Below are 20,120 nucleotides of genomic sequence, written 5' to 3' on the forward strand. Positions count from 1 at the left end.
GCAGCAGAGTACGCAACAACCATCGAGTTTGTCAACCTACAGGATTAAGTCGCTGAACGTTGCACCTGAGCTGAGGGCATATCGTCCTGAGCCCTCCCCGCATCCCCTCGTCCGGCCTGGGCCGTTTTGGTGCGTTTCAAGGAGTATGGACATTGACTTTGTAATGTGATTGCATTAATGTATCGACGTTTCTAGATGCGTGAACCTCGATAACCGAAGCCGAGTTCCTCGAGAAAGGCAGGCCCTTCATGCGACGCCGATCGCTACTCACCGCAGCCCTGGCCGCACCACTGGCCACCGCAGGCGCCGTCGGCGCCCTCCAGTCCCCCGCGCAGGCCGCCGCCTGGTACACCGAGGACGATTGGGGGCGGTGGACCGACGGAGCGTTCACGGTGGCCAACCACGTCTGGGGCAGCGGCGCCGGCGCCCAGTCCATCTGGGCGAACTCCTACGCCGACTGGGGCGTCTGGGCCGACCACCCCGCCACGGGCGGCGTCAAGTCCTACCCGCACGTCAGCTACCAGCTCGGGCGCGACGTGTGGAACATGGGGAACGTCTCCAGCAACCACAACGTCACCGTGCCCACCGGCTCGAACCTCGCCTACTGCACCACCTACGACGTGTGGGGCAACGGCCACGACTACGAGGTCATGATCTGGACGCAGTACCACGGCGCCGTCGGCCCGATCGGCTCCTACGTCACCGACGTCAACCTCGGCGGCCGCGCCTGGGCCTACTACCAGGGCAGCAACGGCTCGAACGCCGTTCACAGCTTCTTGGCGCGCTCGCACACCACCGACTCCTGGGTGGACATCACCGCGCACTGCCAATGGCTGGTGGCCAACGGCCGCATGCCGCGGGTCCGCATCGACGAGATCGCGTTCGGCTTCGAGATCACCTCATCGGCCGGAGGCCGCGACTTCAACTGCAACAGCTACTCCCTGTGGACTTAGCGGATCCCGTCACCGATGGGCCGGAGCGGACCGCTCCGGCCCATCGGCGTCTCCCAGGGCCCCCAGCCCGGCCGTGCCGATCCCGGGATCGCGGACCTGGGGCCCAGAGGAAGGTAGATAACGATATCTACCACTGCCGCTCATCATGCCGTTCGTGCTCCGCATCAGCGGGCCACATGCCCATCCATCGGCGTCGCATCGCAGCGAATTTCCCGCTGTACAGGGAGTTTGCCCGCTCGTACGCGAGCCTTGCCCAGGACGCTGGAATGAGATATCGTTATCTCTCGATAGAAAACGGTCTCTCGAACGGAGCAGGTACCTCAGATGCATCCCTTCACGGCCGCCCTTCGCGACCGCGCCGCCCTCCCCCGGCGGGCGGTCGCGTTCACTGCGGCGATGCTGCTGTCCATCGGACTCTTCCAACTCGTCCCGGCCGCCGACCCTGCGGCCGGGCAGGACACCGGGACCTGCGATGTGCAGATCCACTCCACGACAAGCGAAGCCGGCTTCACCCACCCCGGCGTCGGCCTCACCGAGCCGATCCTGGAGAACGTGCGCGCTCAACTCGCGGCCGGAGCCGAGCCCTGGGCCTCCGGGTTCGAGGCGCTGCTGAAATCCAGCGCCGCCGGGGAGGGCGTGAAACCCTCCAACGCCGGCTCGGACCCCACCAAGCCGCGCACGACCGCGTTCGACGCGGGCACCAGAGGGATGTTCGAGGCCGACGGCCTCAAGTCCTATACGCAGGCGGTCATGCACGTGCTCACCGGAAAGGAGGTCTACCGCAGGAACGCCCTGGCCATCCTCCGCAACTGGGAGCAGATGGATCCTGCCGCGTTCGAGTACTACACCGACTCGCACATCCACAACGGCATCCCGCTCTTCCGCATGGCGAGCGCCGCAGAACTGCTGCGCTACACCAGCTGCGGCGAGGACGATGCGCTGACATGGACCGAAGCGGACACCGAGGCCTTCAGCCGGAACCTCATCAGGCCCGCCATCGCCACGTTCATGTCCTCGCCCGACCATTTCATGAACCAGCACAACTACCCGCTGCTGGGCTCCATGGCCGGGTCGATCTTCATGGACGACACGGACCTGTACGCCGAGAAGGTCGAGTGGTTCACCGTCAATGAGACCGCGAAGGACGAAGGCTTCAACGGCTCCATCGCGCGGCTGGCCCGCTGGGTGGACGAGAACGACAAGACCGGCGAGCCCATCGACGACCCTCACGTCCAGCTGGTCGAGATGGGCCGCGACCAGGCCCACGGCGGCGGCAACCTCACGAACTTCGCGGCCCTGTCGCGCATGATGACGGCCCAGGGCACCGAAGTCGACCCGGTCGACGGCACGGTCTCGACCGCCGCGGACGCCGTGGGGCCCTACGAGTTCCTGGACGACCGCATCCTCAAGGCCGCCGACTACTTCTGGCAGTTCATGTCCGGCCGCGACCCGGAGTGGACCCCGGTCGGGTACGCGATCTCCCCCGACGGCACGATCCGCGACACGTACGACCACATCGCCGACGGCTACCGCGGCCGATACGGCACCGCGAGCTTCTGGGAGATCTACTACCACTACAAGTTCACGCTCGGCGAGGACGTCGAGGCGATGGCGCCGTTCTTCGCCGAGGCCTACGCCAAACGCCCCACCCCCGTCCAGATCGGCTGGGACGGCCGCGACGGCGGCGGCGACTCGTGGATGTTCGCGCCTGCGGAAGCGGTCGGTGAAACGGCCTCGAAGCCGAACGCCGACCCCGACATCCTGGAGATCGAGCAGCGCTACACGCACCTCGCCGGCGACGTCCAGGAAGGCGACGGATTCGTGCGCATGGCGGGCGGATCGAAGATCGCCTACCTCAGCGGCGCGAACAACAAGCCGGAGCAGGGCTTCCGCGTCCGCACCGAAGGCGCGGCCGTGATCCATCTGGGCGGCGTCAGCCACAACGACACCGTCCGGCGGGACACCGCCGTGACCGTGCCCGACACCGGCGGCGAATGGCGCTACGTCACGGTCGCCCGAGGCATGGACAACATCCTGTTCATCGAGACCGAGGGTGCCGCAGTCGACATCGACCACATCGACACCAACGCGGGGGCCGAACTCGACGGCCCGGTCTTCCCCGAGGACGCGGCCGACCGGACCGTCGGCTGGTCCGGCGCCGACATCACGCTCGACCTCGCCGCCGCCGGCTCCGACGGCATCGCCTACAGCGCCGCCGACCTCCCCGACGGCGCCGAACTCGACGCGGCGACCGGCACGCTGACGTGGACCGGGGACGACTCGGGCACGATCACCGTCGCCGCCGACGACGGCACCAGCGTCGCCGCGCGAACGATCACGCTCGACGCGGCCGCCGACCGCCAGGACGCGCTGGCGCTGGCCGAGGAGGAGTACGAGCCCGAGGACGGGTACGAGTCGGCGACCGAGGCCGCCTTCACCACCGCTCGCGCAGCTGCCGAGGCGGCGCTCCAGGACGGGACGGACGCGGAGTTCGCGACCGCCTTGGCGGGCATGGTCGCCGCGGTCGAGGACCTGCGCCTGGTCTCGCCGAAGACCGATGTGGACGGCAGCCTCGACTACACGGACGCCCTTCACGCTTCTACTGCGGCAGAGCGCACGCCGCTGCTCGTGGACGGCGACAACCAGACCGGCACCGGCTACCCGCAGGCCGTCAACATGTCGCACGTCTTCGACTTCGGCGCCGACTTCCGGGTGTCGGCGCGGGAGTTCGGGTTCCAGAGCAACATCTTCGCCGACCGGCTCGCCAACTCGGCGGTGTACGGCTCGAACGACGGCGTCGAATGGACCCGGCTCACGCCGGGGGTCACGCAGTTCACCCAGGACTTCAACACCCTCGAAGTGGCACCGGAGCTCCGGGACGACCGGTTCCGGTACATCAAGGTCCAGATGATCGAACAGCTCCCGGACGTCCTCTACGGGATCGTCCGCGGCGTGTTCGAGATGACCGAGTTCCACATCTACGGCGAGCGCCACGAGATCGGCAACCAGATCGAGTCCGCCGCCATCGCCTCCGAGGACGCGGTGGCGGGCAAGGTCGCCGTCGGCGACACCGTGACCGCCACCGTCGTGACGAGACGGCCGGTCGACGCCGTTTCGGTGAACGTGATGGGCACGACCGCGGAGGCCGCCTCAGAGGACGGCGTCAACTGGACCGCGGCGGTGCCGCTCGAAGGCGTCGAGGCCGGACCGGTCACGTTCACCGCCGACTACACGCTCGACGGCGAAGCCGGTCCCACGCTGCACGGGACCACCGACGGCTCCAAGCTGTTCGTCGGCGGCGACGGCGACCAGTTGATCGACGTCGCCAACCTCGCCACCGTCCTTGCCTCCGACAAGCAGTGGCCCGGCAACGGGCTCCCGGCCGGCGAGGTCGGCTACCTGCTCTTCGACGGCGACGAGCACACGGCCGGGGACCTGAACACCGGCGTCGGCTCCTACTACACAGTGGACTTCGGGGAGGGCGCGGCCGTGCGCCTGAACGAGGTGTACTTCCTGCCGCGCCTGTGCTGCACCTCCAGGTCGGACGGCACCATCGTCCAAGGGTCGAACGACGGGCAGACGTGGACCGACCTGACCGAGCCGCTGACCCGCACCACCGCCGGCGTCTGGCAGGGCAAGCCCGTCTCCGACGACACCCACTACCGCTACTTCAAGATCTACAACCCGAACCGCTGGCACGGCAACCTCGGTGAAGTCCAGTTCTTCGGGGACTTCGCATAGCCGGCGGCCACCCCGGCCCTCCGCCCCGCCGCGACCGTGCCCCGGTCGCGGCGGGGCTTTGCGTTTCGGGCAAGCAGATATCGATTTCTCATCGCGATCGGCGCCCGCATGCCTTCTCGAGCCACGACTCGTCAACGTATTGACATGCTTGAATGAAAACCTTATCTTGAAGAGAGATAACGCTTTCTAGCCGGGTCCGCGTCCCCGCCGCCCCTCGCCCGGCAGCCGAAGGAGGACCATGTCCAACCACCAGTCCCACCCGTCACCAAGGTTCACCCGTACCGGCTTCAGAAGACGCGACCTCCTGAAAGGCGCGGTCGCGGCGGGCGCCCTCGCGGCATCGGGCGCCGGCGGTCTCGCGATCGCACAGGCCCAGGAGCGATCCGGCCAGGTCGGCGCGCAGGCGTTCGGCCACCCGGGCATGGTCCACACCCGAGCCGACCTCGACCGCATGAGATCCAAAGTCGACGCGAGCGCCCGACCGTGGCGGCAGGGCTGGGACAAGCTCGTCGCCAACGCCCACTCGCAGAGCACCTGGACGCCCCAGCCCGTCGAGGAGGTCGTCCGGGGCAGCACCGACAAGCCCCAGAACTACTGGCTGCTCTACAACGACGCCCATGCCGCCTACCAGAACGCCCTGCGCTGGCACATCAGCGGTGACACCGCGCACCGCGATGCGGCGGTGCGGATCTGCAACGCGTGGTCGCAGACCCTGAAGTCCATCTACTGGCCCCCTTCCGACTCGCGCCTGGCCTCGGGCATCTACGGGTACCAGTTCGCCAACGCCGCCGAGCTGATCCGCGGCGCGCCCGGGTTCGACCTGGGCCGGTTCCAGCAGATGATGCTCGACGTCTTCTACCCGCTCAACAGCGACTTCCTCATCCGGAAGAACGGCACCTGCGGCACCCACTACTGGGCCAACTGGGACCTGTGCAACATGGCCTCGATCCTGGCGATCGGCATCCTCTGCGACGACCAGGCCCTGGTCGACGAAGCGGTGGCCTACTTCCACGGCGACGAGGGCACCGGATCCATCAACGGCGCGATCCCCCACGTCTACGACGACCTCGGCCTCGCCCAATGGCAGGAGTCCGGCCGCGACCAGGCCCACACCATCATGGGCATCGGGCTCATGGGCGCCTTCATGGAGACGGCCTGGAACCAGGGCATCGACCTCTACGCCGCCCGCGACAACGCCTTCGCCAAGGCCGCCGAGTACGTCGCCCGCTACAACCTCGGCTACGACGTCCCGTTCACGACCTACCGCAACTGCGACGGCATCGAGCACACCGTGATCTCGGCGGGCTCCCGCGGGCAGGTCCGACCCGTCTGGGAGCTGGTCTACAACCACTACAGCGCCAGGAAAGGCATGCGCATGCCGCACGTGGCACGCATGGCCGCCCTCGCGCGTCCCGAAGGCGGCGGCGGGGACTACGGCGGCAACTCCGGCGGCTTCGACGCCCTCGGCTGGGGCACGCTCGCGCATCTGCGATCCACCCCGGCGGTCGTCTCAGGCGGCACCTACCACCTCATGTGCGAGCGCTCCGGGAAGCTCCTCGAGAACGGCCGCTCCACGGTCGACGGCCACGCGGTCCTGCAGTGGGCCGAGAACGGCGACACCCAGCAGCGCTGGAAGATCACCGACGTCGGGGGCGGGTACCACAAGGTCGTCTGCGAGCAGTCGGGCAAAGCCCTCGACAACGGCAACACCGCGATCGAAGGCGCACAAGTCAAGCAGTGGACCGACAACGGCGGAGCCGCGCAGCGGTGGAAGATCACCGATGCGGGCGGCGGCGCGGTCACGCTCACCTGCGAACGCTCCGGCATGGTGCTCGACAACGGCAACAAGGAAGCCGACGGTGACATCGCGATCCAGTGGCCGGACAAGGGGTCCGTGCCGCAGCGGTGGCGACTGATCCGAGTCTGACGCGGTCGAAGCGGCAGGGGCCGAGCACGAAAGCGCTCGGCCCCTGCAACGTCGAGAGAAGGTTATCCTCGACCCATGACCGCCCCGAAGTCCTACCGCGCCCCCGTCCTCGCCGATGTCGCGAAGGCGGCGGGCGTCTCGGTGCCCACCGTCTCCCGCGTGCTCAACGGGACCAAGAACGTCGCCCCGGCGCTGGCCCAGCGGGTCCTCGTGGCGGTGAAGGAGCTCGGATACCGGCCCAACAGCGCCGCCCGGTCGCTGCGGTTGAGCCAGCCGACGCTGATCTCGATCATCGCGGAGGCCACGACGTCGAGTTACGGCTATGCGAACACGCTCAGCGGGATCGAGACCGCCGCCCAGCGGGCGGGCATGTCGGTCTCAATAACGATCGTGGCCTCGGATGAGGACGAGTCGGTGATGCGTGCGGTCGACCTCGCCCTGTCGCAGCCCATCGGCGGGGCGATCGTGCTGGAGTTCCGTCGCGCCGGCATCAAGGCCTCGCGGGCGCTGCCGGCATCCCTGCCGGTCGTCGCCGCTGGAGGCGGATCGGAACGCGCCGACGGCACCCTGGCGGCGCTGATCGATGAGGCCGCGGGCGGCCGACAGGTCACCGAGTACCTGCTGCGGCAAGGGCATCGCACCGTCCACCACATCGCGGGACCCACCGGTGGGAAGACTTCGGGCCGCACTGAGGGCTGGCGCGCCGCGCTGCGGGACGCCGGCGTCGAAGTCCCGGCGGTGATGGACTCCGAGTGGGACGCCCTCGCCGGATACCGGTGGGGTGAGCGGATCGCCGGTCGTGATGACGTGACCGCCGTGTTCTGCGGCAACGACGAGATCGCCCTGGGCGTCATGCGGGCCCTGGCCGACCGCGGCCTCGACGTCCCGGGGGACGTCTCCGTCGCCGGCTTCGACGGCCATCCCCTCGTCTCGCTCTGGCACCCTTCCCTGACCACGGTCGAGCAGGACTTCGAGGACCTCGGCGCCCGGGCGTTCGACCTGCTGTCGCGACGCCTCCGAGGCGAAGGCGACCTGCGGTCCTCAGTGGTCAAACCCCAGCTGGTGGTCCGGGAGTCCACGGCACCGCCGCGCCGCTGACGCTCGAGGACGCCACGGGCGCCCTCGAACGGCGACGCTAGTGCGGCAGGGCGATGCGCACGACCTCGCGGTCCGACGCGTCGACGCGCACAGCATCGGGGGTCTCGGCGACGACCACGATCCGGTCGGCGCTGCTCCAGGCGCGGCACCATCCGCCGTCATCGGCGACGGCGGTGCCGTCGGGGAGCACCCCGCGGTCGGCGGTGTAGGGCTTGAGCGCGGTCATCCATCCGGCGACTCCAGCGAGGGTGCGGAGCTGCACGTCGGGGATGCGGCCGGCGGGGTCGGGTCCGACGTTGAGCAGCAGACGGCCGCCCCGCGAGACCACGTCCGTGTAGTGCCGCGCGAGCGCGAGCGGGGAGAGGGTGAGCGCTTCGTCCTCGACCCGGTTGTAGCCGAAGGAGGAGCCGAGGCCGCGGTTGTGCTCCCAGCCGACGCCGGTCTCGTGGTCGGCGGCCATGGAGTACTCGCTCGTGCGGTAGTCCCAGACGTCCGCGCCCCAGCGGTCGTTCACGATCCCGTCGGGGACGGCCTCCCGGTAGTGGGCGATCAGCTCGTCGAGCGAGCCGTCCTCCTTGCCGGTCTCCGGCCACTCGATGTCGTTCCAGAGCACCGAGGGCCGGTAGCGGTCGATGAGGTCGCGGACGTGCGCCGTCGCGTAAGCGGTGTAGGCGGCGTCGTTGGGGCGATACCGCCAGATGTCGTCGACCTCCACGATCGGCGGGAAGTCGGTGACCGACCAGTCGAGGCCGCCGGAATAGTAGACGCCGAAGCGCATCCCCTCCGCGCGCACGGCATCGGCGAGCGGGCCGAGCAGGTCGCGCTTCGGGCCGCGGTCGACGGTGTTCCAGCCTTCGCTGCCGGGGGCCTCCCACAGCGTCACGCCGTCGTGGTGCTTGGTGACGGGCACGACGTAGTCCGCGCCGAGCGAGGCGAACAGCCGCGCCCATACGGCGGGGTCGTACTCCTCGGCCCGCCACTGGTCGAGGAAGTCCTCGTAAGGGGCCGAACCGTGGACCTCCGCGTGGTGCGCCGCCGCGGGCGAGCCTTCGATGCGGATGGTGTTGGCGTACCACTCGGAGTAGGAGCTGTGCTTGAACCAGCCGCCTTCGGGCTCCTCCTCCCCCGCGATGTGCTCGGGCTCGGCCCAGGCCGGGACCGCGTACGGTCCCCAGTGGATGAAGATGCCGAGGCTGGCCTCCCGCGCCCATTCGGGAAGGCGCTCGCGGTGCTTGCCGGTCATGGTTCAGGTTCCTTTCGGGGCGTCACGCCGGCGACGCCGAGGGTCGACGGCAGGTTCGCGGGGGAAGTGCCCGTCCGAGGGGGCCGCCCGCGGTGCGGGCGGCCCGTCTCGTCAGTCCGCGATGTCGCCGTAGACGATGCCACGGCCGTTGGTGGTGAGGTAGACGCGGCCGTAGATCTGCGGGTCGCCGGTGATGGCGGATCCCGACCAGGCCCACTGGTGGTCGTCGTCGTTGATGCGGTACCAGCGGTTGCCGCCGTCGATCGACCGGTAGATCGCGGCCTTGCCGCCGATCTCCGCGGAGGAGTAGATCGCCGGGTAGCCGGACCGCTTGGCGGCCTTGCCGAAGCCGACCGACTCGGCCGTCTCGAACTTCGAGATGCGCTTCCAGGTGGTGCCGCCGTCCTTGGAGCGCCACATGCCGCCGCCGACGCCTTCCTTCTCGTCCCCGCGCCCGGCGAGCCAGACGTGGTTCTTCTTGCCGGGGACGGCCCGGAAGTCCTCGACGGCCGCAGGGGGCAGGCCGGTGGCTCCCGTGTCGGCGAAGGTCTTGCCCCCGTCGGTGCTCCGGTAGAACGTGCCGCCCGCGAACGAGTACAGGACCGAGGCCTTGACGCGGTCGGATCGGATCTTCGCCCCCGCCGGGAGCCCCTCGACCGGGGTCCAGGTCTCGCCCAGGTCGGTGCTGTAGACCGGGGTGACCTCGGTGCCGCTGGGCGACCACAGGATCGTGGACCCGTCGGCGGTGATCGCGACGGTGCCGCCGTGGCCGTCGCCGGGGACGCCCTCCAGCGTCGCGGCGTTGCGCCAGGTCTTGCCGCGGTCGGTGGAGACGCCGACGTGGCCCTTCTCGTTGCCGTGGACGTTGCCCGTGCCGACGACGAAGTCGGGCTTCGCCTGGGCGAAGTCGACGCTGGTGCCGGTGGACCAGCCGGTGTCGATCATCGGTTCGGCCCGGTCGAGGTCGGTGTGGACGAAGCCGCCGACGTCGCCGACCGCGGAGACGAGCGTCCCGCCGATCGCGGCGAGGTCGAGGGTCGCGCACTCCTCCACGCCTTCGGCACGGACGCCGACGGTGAACTTCTCGACCGGGAGCGGCACGCGCCCGCCGTTCTCCTCGCCGATGAGATCGCCCTGCGCGTCCCACTGCGTCAGGTCCTCAGTGCCCCAGATGGTGGCGCCGGTGCCCCACATGATGCGGCCCGAGTCGTGCGGGTCGATGGCGAGGGCGTCGATCATCCACCCGTGCTTGACCGCGTACGCCGGCCCCTGGTCCTCGCCGTTCCACGAGAGCCACGGGCTGCCCGACTCGTCCATGTCGAACCGGTCGTGGCGGTCCTGGCCTTCGGCGTAGTCCCAGCTGAGCGACCAGGTGGCGCCGGAGTCGGTGGAGCGGTAGAGGATCTCGTCGGGCCACCAGTTGTTGCGGGTGGCCGCCATGAGAGTGCCGGGGTTCTGGCGGTCGACGGTGATCCCGCCGAAGCCGGGGATCACCCCGCGCGGGTTGTAGGTCGGCGTGACGTCGGTCCACTCGCCGGTCTGGGTGGCGAGTCGCACGATCTTCCCGCCGTTGCCCGAGGCGGGGGCGCCGTTGTACGGGCCGGGGTCGTGGCTGGTCACCATGTACAGGTAGCCGTTGGTGTTGTCCACTGCGGACTGGCTGGGGAAGGTGCGGTTGCCGCCGGCGGAGCCGAGGATCTCGGCCGCGCCGGGGACCGCGGTCCAGGTCGCGCCGCCGTCTTCGGAGACGTACAGCGGGTCGTCCGGGTCGGCCACGCCCACATAGACCTTGCCGCCGATCTGGTCGAAGTCGATCCAGATGACGCCCTGGTTGTCGGCCAGGGTGGGGTTGTTCGGGTCGACGACGAAGTTCCCGGGATTGGGGAAGTTCTCGACCTGGCCCCAGGTGCGGCCGTGGTCCTTCGAGCGCCAGAGGCCGTTGCCGCTGGGAGTGCCCAGGTAGAGCTCGGCGTTGTCGGCCGGGTTCACGACGAGGCGCTCGCCCATGCCGCGGCCGGGCATGTTGCCGCCCTGCTTGAACGGCAGCTCGGCGACGCCCCAGGTGTCGCCCTTGTCGTCGGAGTAGAGGACCGCGCCGTTGTTGGGGTCCCAGTCGATCGTGTAAGTGCCGACTGCGGCGTAGACGCGGTTCGTGTCCACGGGGTCGGTCGCCATCGAGACGACGCCGGACCAGCCCCACTTGTCGCGGCCGATCCAGTCCAGGAGCGGCTTCCAGGTGCGGGAGTCCTCCTGCCAGCGGTAGCAGCCGCCGATGTCGGTGCGGGCGTAGATGAGGTCGGCCTCGGTCTCGTTGAAGACGATGCCGGGGACGAAGCCGCCGCCGTTGATGGCGACGTTCTTCCAGGTGTAGGCGTTGCCGCCGCCCTGCTGGTTGCGTTCTTCCGCTCCGGCCAGGAGGGGGACGGACAGGGCGCCGGCCCCGACCACGGCCGCGCCTGCGGTGGCGGCGAATGTGCGTCGTCGCACGTGTTGCTCCTTTGTGTTGTTGAGGGATCTTGCGGTCTTGCGATGCGGAGGAGGTCAGGGGGGCGTGCCTTGGAAAGGCGGTGGGCGTCCGGGCCCGGCACAGATCCGGACGCCCGCCCCTCACGGAACCCTCACAGTCCGCGGGTCATCCTTTTACGGCGCCGGTGATGACGGCTTTGGTGAAGTGTTTTTGGATGAAGGGGTACATGATCACGATGGGGATGATGGTGCAGACGACGACGGCCATTTTGAGGGCGGCGGTGGGTGCGGCTTCGCCTTGGTCGCGGTATTGGGCGGCGGCTTGTGCGCCTTCGGGGAGTCCTTGGGTGGACATGAGCATCCGTTGGAGCACGACTTGGATCGGTTGGGTTTCCAGGCCGGGGGTGTAGAGCACGGCGGAGAAGTACATGTTCCAGTTGGCGACGGCGTAGAACAGGGCGATGACGGCCAGGATCGCCTTCGACATGGGCAGCACGATGGTGAGCAGGGTGCGGAACTCGCCGGCCCCGTCCATTCTGGCGGCGTCGATGAGTTCGCCGGGGATGGAGTTCATGAAGAACGCGCGCAGGATGATGATGTTGAAGGTGCCCACGGCCCCGGGCAGGATGAGTGACCAGTACGAGTTGAACAGGCCCAGTTTCTGGACTACGAGGAAGCTGGGGAACATGCCCGGTCCGAACAGGAAGGTGAGCAGGATGAACCACAGGATCGGGCGGTGCAGGAGCGAGCCGGTGCGGGAGAGGGCGTAGGCGCCGCAGATGGTCAGGACCATGCTGATCGCGGTGCCGCCGATGGTCAGGGCCGTGGTCAGGAGCAGGGAGTCGGTGAGCGCGCCGCCGGAGAAGATCTCCTGGTAGGCCTGGAAGCTCACTTCGGTGGGCAGGAGCAGGAGGTTGCCGCCGGCGCGGGCGAGTGCTTCCTCGCTCGCGAAGCTGGTGGCCAGGACCGCCCACAAGGGCAGCACGATCGCGGCGCCGTAGCCGATGAGGAACAGGGCTTTGACGGCTTTGCCGGCGAGGGTGGGTTCTTCGTCCCAGACCGGGCGCGCGCTCTTGCGGCGGCGGGGTGTGGTGTCGATGGCGGTCATGACTTCTGGTAGATCCCTTGTTCTCCGAGGCGGTGGGCGATGTGGTTGGCGACGAGGATGAGGATCAGCCCGATGACGCCTTTGAACAGGCCCGCGGCGGTGCCGAACGATTCGCCTTGGCTGCCGACGATCGACTGGTAGTACACGTAGGTGTCGAGCACTTCGGTGGCCTGGTAGCCCACGGCCTGGCGCTGCAGCTGGTACTGCTCGAACCCGACCGAGAGGATCCCGCCGATCTGGAGGATGAGCAGGAGGATGATGACGGGCCTGATCCCGGGCAGGGTGATGTGCCACATCCGCCGCCACCGGTTCGCGCCGTCCGAGGCCGCGGCCTCGTACAGGCTGGGGTTGATCGAGGCGAGGGCGGCGAGGAAGATGATCATGCCCCAGCCGGCGTCTTTCCACGCCCATTGCATCCAGACCAGGAACGTGAACGTGTCGGGGTTGGAGGTGAAGTTCAGCCGTTCCCCGCCGCTGTCCATGATCCAGTTGGAGACCAGGCCGTCAGCGCCCAGGACCTGGACGAAGACGGTGACGACCAGGACCCATGAGAAGAAGTGGGGCAGGTACACGATGGATTGGAACGTGGAGCGGACCCGGATGGAGATGATGCTGTTCATCGCCAGTGCCAACGCGACCGACAGCGGGAACATGCACAGCAGGTTCAGGGCGGCGAACTTCAGGGTGTTCACCAGGGCCGGGGCGAAGTACGGGTCGTTGAACAGCCGCTGGAACCAGGCGAAGCCCACGAACGGGTTCTCCCAGAACGGCCGGTACGGGCTGTAGTCCATGAACGCGATGATGTTCCAGGCCGTGGGCCAGTAGTGGAACACCGACAGGTGCGCGACCACGGGAAGGGCCAGCAGCAGCAGCGGCCAGTCATGCCGCAGCCGCTGCAGCACGGTCCGTTTACGCCTGACGATCGGCCGGCCCGCGGGCGGCTCGGTGCCCGGCGGCGCAGTGCTCTGGAGAATTGCCATCGCTTCAGAATCCAGTCGTGTAGGTCCTGTATGGAGGGACGCCTGGCGGCCCGCGGGCCGCCAGGCTGCGCGCTACTCGCCGTGGAGGGCCTTGTACGCGTCGGTGTAGTACTCGCGGGCGGCCTCGCCGCCGTTCTTCATGTACGTCTCGACCATGTCGGGGATCGACGAGAGCTCGGCGCGGCCGTAGGCGATGTCGTTCTGCTGGTCCCAGAGGGTCGAGCCGGCGGACTTGGCCTCGGCCGGGGCCTCGATCCGGACGCCTTCGAAGGGGTTCTCCATGCGGTAGTCCTGGATCGAGGCGTCGTACGCGAAACGCTCGGTGACCATGTCGGGGTCGCCGGTGAGGAACGTCTGGACCTGGCAGGTCAGCGCCTTGTAGTGGACCGGTCCCTGGACGATCTCGCTGCCGAGCGTGGTGAAGACGGGGGTGCCGTCGGCGCCGAGTTCGAAGTGCTGGCCTTCGACGCCGTAGTTGAGGATCTCGTACTCCTTGGTGCCGTAGGGCGACGCGCACCAGTTCGCGACGTCGAGGATCTCCTCGACCTGCTCCTTGGAGAGGTTCTTGTTGAGGAACGTCCAGCCGCCGCTGCCGGAGGCCATCGCGACGGTGGGCGTGCGGCCCTTCGCGGCCAGGGGCGGCAGCGGGGCGACCCGGCCCTCGGCCTCGCCCTTCTTGACCTTGAGGTTGTAGTCGTTCCAGCGGACGAGGTTGTCCTGCGTGAACATGACCTGCCCGGCCTGCTGCATCGCGGCGGCGTCGAGGGTCCCGGTGGGGGCGTCGGGGTGGATGAGCTTCTCGTCCCAGAGGGTGCGGCGGAACTCCATGAGTTCGGTGAACTCGGGCCGCTCGATGTTGTTGATCATCTTCTTCTGGTCGGGGTCCCAGTTCCAGCCGTCCGTGCCGCCGAGGCCGAACCACTGGCCGATGAACCAGTCGAGGCCGGCGGTGGCCCACCTGCCCGCGGCGTCGTCGGACCAGGCGCGGGCGACCTCGAGGAACTCTTCGACCGTGGTCGGCACCGCGAGGCCCTCGGCCTCCAGGAGGTCGACGCGGGCGAGGATGCCGTTGCCCTGGCCGCCGCTGTAGTTCATCGGGATGGCGTAGATGCCCGCGGTCTCGCGGTCGTCGGGGTCCTTCTGCCACACCGCGTACCCCCACGCCTCCGACGGGATCGCGGCGAGGAGCGGCCAGCGCTCGGCGATGTCGCCCTGCACGATCTCGGTGAGGTCGTAGAAGCTGTTGACCACGGTCTCCTGGAAGTTGCTGAAGGAGCCGGTCATGTAGTTGAAGAGCTGGATGCCGTCGCCGTACTCGTCGGCCTTGACCCACTGCACGGCCGTGTCGCCGTAGGTCATGCCGTCGCCTTGGCGCAGTTCGAGCTTCGTGCCGCCCCAGGCCTCGTACACCGCCGCGAAGTACGGGTCGTCCTTCGCCGGCGCGGGGCCCCAGCACGGCACGGTCAGCTCGTACGTGCCCTTGCCCGCGGGCAGGTCGGTGACGGCCTGGACGGGCTCGGGGTAGGACGTGAAGCCGGAGGGGTGGTGCGGCGGTTCGCCGACCAGGTCGGGCTGGACCGGGAGCGGCCACTCCTCGTGCGTCGGGAGGAAGTCGAAGCCGGTGGTGGCCTGCGTGTTGCCGCTGCTGGAATCGATGTCGGAGCAGGCGGCGATGACCGGGAGGCCCGCGGCCCCCGCGGCCCCGAGCCCCGCGGCCTTGAACAGGGAGCGGCGCTTGAACGGCGCCCGGTCTGAGGGAGTGGTCATGTCGCTGAACCTCGTTGTCGCGAAGGGATAAGGAGTTCACGCAGATCGGGCGTATCGAGGTATGTGTATGCCTGACCTGGTGCGATGTACGGTACGCAGATGCCGTTCAGTTTGTCAACTAGCCGTACCAACTATTGGCGGCAACCCGAATGGCAAAATGGCTATGAACAAGACATATGAGGGCACACATCGGCGACCGGGGGCCCCGATAACGTTGGCCGAGTACAAACCGAGGGGAACGCGATGCAGACGACGACGCCACCGCAGGCCGAGGGCCGCCGGCCCGGGACTCCGCTCAGCGGCCTGGAGCGCAGCGCCCTCCGCGAACTGCTGATCCACGGTCCGAAGTCCCGCGCGGAGATAGCGCGGAAGATCGGCATCTCGCGGACGAGCCTCACGGTGGTCATGCGCGCCCTCATCGAGCAGGGCCTGGTCACCAGCGGCACCATCGAGTTGCGGGGGGCTACCGGCAGGCCCAGCGAGGTCCTCCACGTCCGCCCCGAGGGCAGGCGGTTCCTCGGCGTCAAGCTGACCAGCGACAGGCTCTTCGCCGTCGTCACCGACCTCAAGGCGCAGGCCCTCGCCGAGTTCGACGAGCCCCTGGCGTCGCGGAAGGTCGAGGACGTCGTCGCGCAGATCGGCGGGGCCTACGAGCGGCTTTCGGACGAGTATCCCGGCATCGCCGCGGCGGGGATCGGCCTCGCCGGGGACGTGGCCGCCGCGGGCGGGCGCCAGATCGTGCTGGAGTCGCCGTTCCTGGGCTGGCGCGAGGTGCCGCTGGCCGAGCTCGTGAGCGAGCGCCTGGGGGTGCCCGCCGCCGCGGAGAACGACGTCCGCGCCCTGACGGTGGCCGAGCACTGGTTCGGCGTCGGCGTGGGGTACGAGTCCATGGTGCTCATCACCGTGGGCACCGGGATCGGGGTCGGCATCGTCGTGGACGGGAAGGTCGTGACCGGCGCCAACGGCCGGGCCGGGAGGCTCGAGCACCTGCCGGTCGACCCGAGCGGACCGCGGTGCGAGCGCGGGCACCGCGGCTGCCTGGCCTCGTACCTCTCGAACGCGGCGATCGTCGGCGCCCTGCGCACCCCGGGCCTGGACTACGCGAGCGTCGTCGCCCTCGCGCGAGGCGGGGACCCCGCCGCCAAGCAGGCGTTCCGCGACGCCGGGCACGCGCTCGGCGTCCTGGTGGCGACGCTGGCGAACACCATGGACCCCCAGAAGCTCATCATCACCGGCGACGGCATCGCGGTGACCGAGCTCGCGCGGGGCGAACTCGACGCCGCCGCCGAGGCGGGCCGCCACCCCGACAGCGCACCGATCACCCTCGACATCCAGCCGTTCGAGTTCGACGAGTGGGCCCGCGCCGGCGCCGTGCTCGCCATCAGCGACTTCCTGGGGCACGATCAAGAGTTAGTGTTTTTTATTGACAAAGTCGTGCGCCTTGTCGATACTTGGACGGCCCCGCACCCGTCCATCGAGGAGTCCGCATGACCGAACCGCGAGCCGTCGCCGAAGCACCCCACTTCCGGCAGCCCGACCCGGCGCCGAGCGAGGAGGTCGCCGCGAATGCCCCCGACGGCCTCGACGAGGGCGGGAAGACTCGGATGCTCTGGGCCGGAGGCGTATCCGTGGTCGTTCACCTGCCCGAACGCGGACTGCCCGAAGTGCTGCACTGGGGCCGGGACCTCGGCGACCTCAGCCACCGGGATTTCGAGCAGCTGCGCCGGGCCCGCACGCGGTCGGTCTCGCCCAGCGCGCTCGACGCCCCCTGGCCCCTCACCCTCGTACCGGGCGAGCAGGACGGGTGGGAAGGCCGTCCCGGGTTCGCCGCGCACCGCGCCGGCCGGGCCCAGTACCCCCGGTGGACCGTCGCCGACTCGGGATTCGAGACCGACGTCGACACCGGGACGCTGCACCTCCGCGCCGAGGCCCCCGGCCTCCTCCTGCGCAGCGAGCTGCGTCTGGACGACGCCGGGGTGCTCCGCGCCGCGCACGAACTGGTCAACACGGGAGACCGGCCGTTGTCGCTCGCGGCGCTCGAGGCCGTGATGCCCGTCGACGACCGCGCCGCGGAAGTCCTCGACTTCACCGGGCGCTGGACCCGCGAGCGCGTCCCCCAGCGCGGTCCTCTCGCACAGGGCAGCCGCGTGCGGGAGACGCGGCGCGGACGCACCGGCCACGACGCCCCGTTCGCCCTCGTCCTGGGCACCCCCGGCTTCGACACCGCCGCAGGCGAACTGTGGGCGGTCCACCTCGCATGGAGCGGCGATGCCGTCTACCGCCACGACGCCCTCCCCGAGGCGCGGACCGTCCTCGGTGCGGGACCCCTGCTGCGCCCCGGCGAGATCGAGCTCGCCCCCGGCGAGTCGTTCCGCACCCCCGACGCCGTGTTCGTATGGAGCGACCGGGGCCTCGACGGCCTCGGCGACCGCTTCCACCGCTCGCTGCGGGCCCGGCCCTCGCACCCGCGCGGGCCCCGCCCGGTCGTGCTGAACACCTGGGAGGCCGTCTACTTCAAGCACGACCTCGCCCGGCTGGAGACGCTGGCGCGCACGGCCGCCGGCATCGGCGTGGAGCGGTTCGTGCTCGACGACGGCTGGTTCCGAGGCCGCCGGGACGACACCGCCGGCCTCGGGGACTGGACCGTCGACCCCGGGGTCTGGCCCCAGGGGCTGCATCCGATCGTGCGCACCGTCCGCTCCCTCGGCATGCAGTTCGGCCTGTGGTTCGAGCCCGAGATGGTCAACCCCGACTCCGACCTCGCGCGCGAGCACCCCGAATGGCTGCTCCAGCCCCCGTCGACGCGGGCGTGGCGCGGCCAGTACGCGCTCGACCTGACCCGCCCCGACGCGTTCGACTACCTCCTCGGCTCGATATCGGCGCTCGTCGGGGAGTACGAGCTCGACTACATCAAGTGGGACCAGAACCGGGACCTCATCGAGGCCGTCCATGATGGACGCGCGAACGTCCACCGGCACACCGAGGCCGTCTACCGGCTCCTGGACCGGCTCCGGGCCCTGCACCCGTCGCTGGAGATCGAATCCTGCGCCTCCGGCGGCGCCCGCGTCGACCTCGGCATCCTCGACCGCACCGACCGGGTGTGGGCGTCCGACACCAACGACCCCCTGGAGCGGTTGGCGATCCAGCGGTGGACCGAGCTGCTGCTGCCGCTCGAACTCATCGGATCGCACATCGGCCCGCCGACCGCGCACACCACCCATCGCGCGGCGGGCCTGGACTTCCGGATCGCGACCGCGCTGTTCGGCTCCGCGGGCATCGAATGGGACATCACCGCCTGCACCCCAGGCGAACTCGACCGGCTGCGCCACGGCATCGCCTGCTACCGGCGCCTGCGCGGCCTGCTCCACACCGGGACGCTCAGCCACCTCGACACCGGCGACGACGGGACGACCGCCACCGCCGTCGTCAACGACGACCGCACCCACGCGGTCATCCGCGTCGCCCGGCACGCCACCGGGAACCGCGCACTCGCCACCGCGCTCCGCATACCCGGCCTCGACCCCGACGGCCGGTACCGGGTCGCGCCCGTCCTCGAGCTGCCGGTGCCGCGCGGACTCGACGAAGTGCCCCCGCCCTGGCTGGAGCACGGTCCCCTGCTGCTCCCCGGCGCGGTCATCGCCGATGTGGGAGTGCAGCTCCCGCTCCTCGCCCCCGGCGAGGCGATCATCCTCGAATTGCAGCGCGAGCCGAAAGCCCTAGGATCAGACGGGACCCGCCGAGAGCCATGACCCGCAGTGGAGTGCATGCATGACGCCGAACCGTTCGCTGCGAACCGACCGCGAATCCACCGCCGACCGGCTGCCCGCCGAACCCCGCGCGAAGCTCCGCGCAGCATTCGCGATGGCCCCGGAGTCCCTGCGGACGCAGGTCTTCAGCCCTGAACAGCTCGACGCGCTCGGCCGCCGGCTCGACCTCGCGCCGACCGTGCTGCAGAGCCGATCGGATGTCGAGCGGCTTCCAGGAGCCGACCGCCTCGAACTCCTCATCACCGGATGGGGGTGCCCGGTGCTCGACGAGGCGCTGCTGGAGCGCCTTCCCGCGCTCCGGTACGTCATCCACAGCGCAGGATCGGTCAAACCCTTCGTCACCGACGCCCTCTGGGAACGGGGCGTCCACGTCTCCTCGCAAGCGGCGGCGAACGCCGTCCCGGTGGCCGAGTACACGGTCGCGATGATCGTGCTCGCGAACAAGGGCGTCTTCACCATGGCCAGGCGCGCCCAGCGCGGCGAACCCGACCCCGACATCCGCACCGAGCTCGCCGGCGCCGGCAACTACGGCAAAGTCGTCGGGGTCATCGGCGCCTCACAGGTCGGCGCCCTGGTCCTGCGGATGCTCGCCGCCTACGACCTGCGACTCCTGGTCGCCGACCCGACGCTCGACGAGGCCGGGGCCGCCGCCCTCGGGGCGAGGCTCGTCCCGCTCGACGCCCTGGTGCGCGAGAGCGACGTGGTCAGCGTGCACGCGCCCTCGCTCCCCGAAACGCACGGCCTCATCGGCACTGACGAGTTGGACGCCATGCGGCCCGGGGCCACGCTCATCAACACCTCGCGCGCCGAACTCGTCGACCAGGACGCCCTCCTGCGCGTCGCCGCGACCGGGCGCATCTCGGCGATCCTGGACCTGGTCCATGTCGGTGCGAGCGGTCGGGCACTCGCCCGATTGGACAACGTCGTCGTGACCCCACACCTCGCAGGATCAGTAGGCGTCGAACTCCACCGCCTGGGGGCCGGCGCCCTCGACGAAGTCCGTCGCGCCACCGACGGCGCCCCGCTGCAGCACCCCGTCGACCCCCGCAACCTCGCACGCTCCGCCTGAA

12 protein-coding genes are annotated in these 20,120 nt (G+C 69.6%); 7 read left to right on the forward strand and 5 right to left on the reverse strand.

Features of this window, described 5'->3' with window-relative positions:
- The first annotated feature begins 248 nt into the window (after positions 1-248).
- The 4 genes from QWI33_RS00080 (at position 249) to QWI33_RS00095 (ending at position 7,719) form a co-directional block, all read left to right on the forward strand.
- The gene (locus QWI33_RS00080) at positions 249-953 is read left to right on the forward strand and encodes a GH12 family glycosyl hydrolase domain-containing protein (protein WP_289953655.1); all 705 of its coding nucleotides are present in this window, start codon (positions 249-251) and stop codon (positions 951-953) included.
- A 324-nt stretch (positions 954-1,277) separates the two neighbouring features.
- Positions 1,278-4,694: a putative Ig domain-containing protein gene (locus QWI33_RS00085; protein WP_289953657.1), complete on the forward strand. Its 3,417-nt coding sequence runs from the start codon at positions 1,278-1,280 to the stop codon at positions 4,692-4,694.
- A gap of 238 nt (positions 4,695-4,932) precedes the next feature.
- The gene (locus tag QWI33_RS00090) at positions 4,933-6,621 is read left to right on the forward strand and encodes an RICIN domain-containing protein (protein ID WP_289953659.1); all 1,689 of its coding nucleotides are present in this window, start codon (positions 4,933-4,935) and stop codon (positions 6,619-6,621) included.
- A 75-nt stretch (positions 6,622-6,696) separates the two neighbouring features.
- Entirely contained in the window at positions 6,697-7,719 is a 1,023-nt protein-coding gene (locus QWI33_RS00095; RefSeq protein WP_289953661.1) for a LacI family DNA-binding transcriptional regulator, read from the forward strand.
- A 37-nt stretch (positions 7,720-7,756) separates the two neighbouring features.
- Here the strand turns inward: QWI33_RS00095 and QWI33_RS00100 are convergent, their stop codons facing one another.
- The 5 genes from QWI33_RS00100 to QWI33_RS00120 all read right to left on the reverse strand — a co-directional run bounded on the left by QWI33_RS00100 (position 7,757) and on the right by QWI33_RS00120 (position 15,283).
- Complete coding sequence (locus QWI33_RS00100) at positions 7,757-8,962, reverse strand: alpha-L-fucosidase (RefSeq protein ID WP_289953663.1); 1,206 nt, start codon at positions 8,960-8,962, stop codon at positions 7,757-7,759.
- 111 nt (positions 8,963-9,073) lie between these two features.
- Positions 9,074-11,449: a sialidase family protein gene (locus QWI33_RS00105; RefSeq protein ID WP_289953665.1), complete on the reverse strand. Its 2,376-nt coding sequence runs from the start codon at positions 11,447-11,449 to the stop codon at positions 9,074-9,076.
- A 145-nt stretch (positions 11,450-11,594) separates the two neighbouring features.
- Positions 11,595-12,536, reverse strand: a complete 942-nt coding sequence (locus tag QWI33_RS00110; RefSeq protein WP_289953666.1) for a carbohydrate ABC transporter permease — start codon at positions 12,534-12,536, stop codon at positions 11,595-11,597.
- Positions 12,533-13,516 (reverse strand): ABC transporter permease, encoded by a 984-nt coding sequence (locus QWI33_RS00115; RefSeq protein WP_289953668.1) that lies wholly within the window; start codon positions 13,514-13,516, stop codon positions 12,533-12,535. The genes QWI33_RS00110 and QWI33_RS00115 overlap by 4 nt, the downstream gene beginning before the upstream one ends.
- A gap of 72 nt (positions 13,517-13,588) precedes the next feature.
- Complete coding sequence (locus QWI33_RS00120) at positions 13,589-15,283, reverse strand: type 2 periplasmic-binding domain-containing protein (RefSeq protein ID WP_289953670.1); 1,695 nt, start codon at positions 15,281-15,283, stop codon at positions 13,589-13,591.
- A gap of 243 nt (positions 15,284-15,526) precedes the next feature.
- Here QWI33_RS00120 and QWI33_RS00125 point away from each other — a divergent pair, with 243 nt between their 5' ends.
- From QWI33_RS00125 to QWI33_RS00135, 3 genes are read left to right on the forward strand one after another with little or no spacing between them, the layout of a single operon-like run.
- A complete protein-coding gene (locus tag QWI33_RS00125; RefSeq protein WP_289953671.1) occupies positions 15,527-16,774 on the forward strand; it encodes an ROK family transcriptional regulator in 1,248 nt (415 codons plus the stop codon).
- Entirely contained in the window at positions 16,771-19,032 is a 2,262-nt protein-coding gene (locus tag QWI33_RS00130) for an alpha-galactosidase (RefSeq protein ID WP_289953673.1), read from the forward strand. The genes QWI33_RS00125 and QWI33_RS00130 overlap by 4 nt, the downstream gene beginning before the upstream one ends.
- A 19-nt stretch (positions 19,033-19,051) precedes the next feature.
- Positions 19,052-20,119, forward strand: a complete 1,068-nt coding sequence (locus tag QWI33_RS00135; RefSeq protein ID WP_289953675.1) for a hydroxyacid dehydrogenase — start codon at positions 19,052-19,054, stop codon at positions 20,117-20,119.
- Position 20,120: the final 1 nt, after the last annotated feature.

This window comes from Glycomyces tritici (assembly GCF_030403505.1).

What these genes read in the sequence shown, in the direction of transcription:
- QWI33_RS00120 (WP_289953670.1), bottom strand. Translation starts at nt 15,283, where the DNA reads ATGACCACTCCCTCAGACCGGGCGCCGTTCAAGCGCCGCTCCCTGTTC.
- QWI33_RS00080 (WP_289953655.1), top strand. Translation starts at nt 249, where the DNA reads ATGCGACGCCGATCGCTACTCACCGCAGCCCTGGCCGCACCACTGGCC.
- QWI33_RS00100 (WP_289953663.1), bottom strand. Translation starts at nt 8,962, where the DNA reads ATGACCGGCAAGCACCGCGAGCGCCTTCCCGAATGGGCGCGGGAGGCC.
- QWI33_RS00095 (WP_289953661.1), top strand. Translation starts at nt 6,697, where the DNA reads ATGACCGCCCCGAAGTCCTACCGCGCCCCCGTCCTCGCCGATGTCGCG.
- QWI33_RS00115 (WP_289953668.1), bottom strand. Translation starts at nt 13,516, where the DNA reads ATGGCAATTCTCCAGAGCACTGCGCCGCCGGGCACCGAGCCGCCCGCG.
- QWI33_RS00085 (WP_289953657.1), top strand. Translation starts at nt 1,278, where the DNA reads ATGCATCCCTTCACGGCCGCCCTTCGCGACCGCGCCGCCCTCCCCCGG.
- QWI33_RS00125 (WP_289953671.1), top strand. Translation starts at nt 15,527, where the DNA reads ATGCAGACGACGACGCCACCGCAGGCCGAGGGCCGCCGGCCCGGGACT.
- QWI33_RS00130 (WP_289953673.1), top strand. Translation starts at nt 16,771, where the DNA reads ATGACCGAACCGCGAGCCGTCGCCGAAGCACCCCACTTCCGGCAGCCC.
- QWI33_RS00110 (WP_289953666.1), bottom strand. Translation starts at nt 12,536, where the DNA reads ATGACCGCCATCGACACCACACCCCGCCGCCGCAAGAGCGCGCGCCCG.
- QWI33_RS00090 (WP_289953659.1), top strand. Translation starts at nt 4,933, where the DNA reads ATGTCCAACCACCAGTCCCACCCGTCACCAAGGTTCACCCGTACCGGC.
- QWI33_RS00135 (WP_289953675.1), top strand. Translation starts at nt 19,052, where the DNA reads ATGACGCCGAACCGTTCGCTGCGAACCGACCGCGAATCCACCGCCGAC.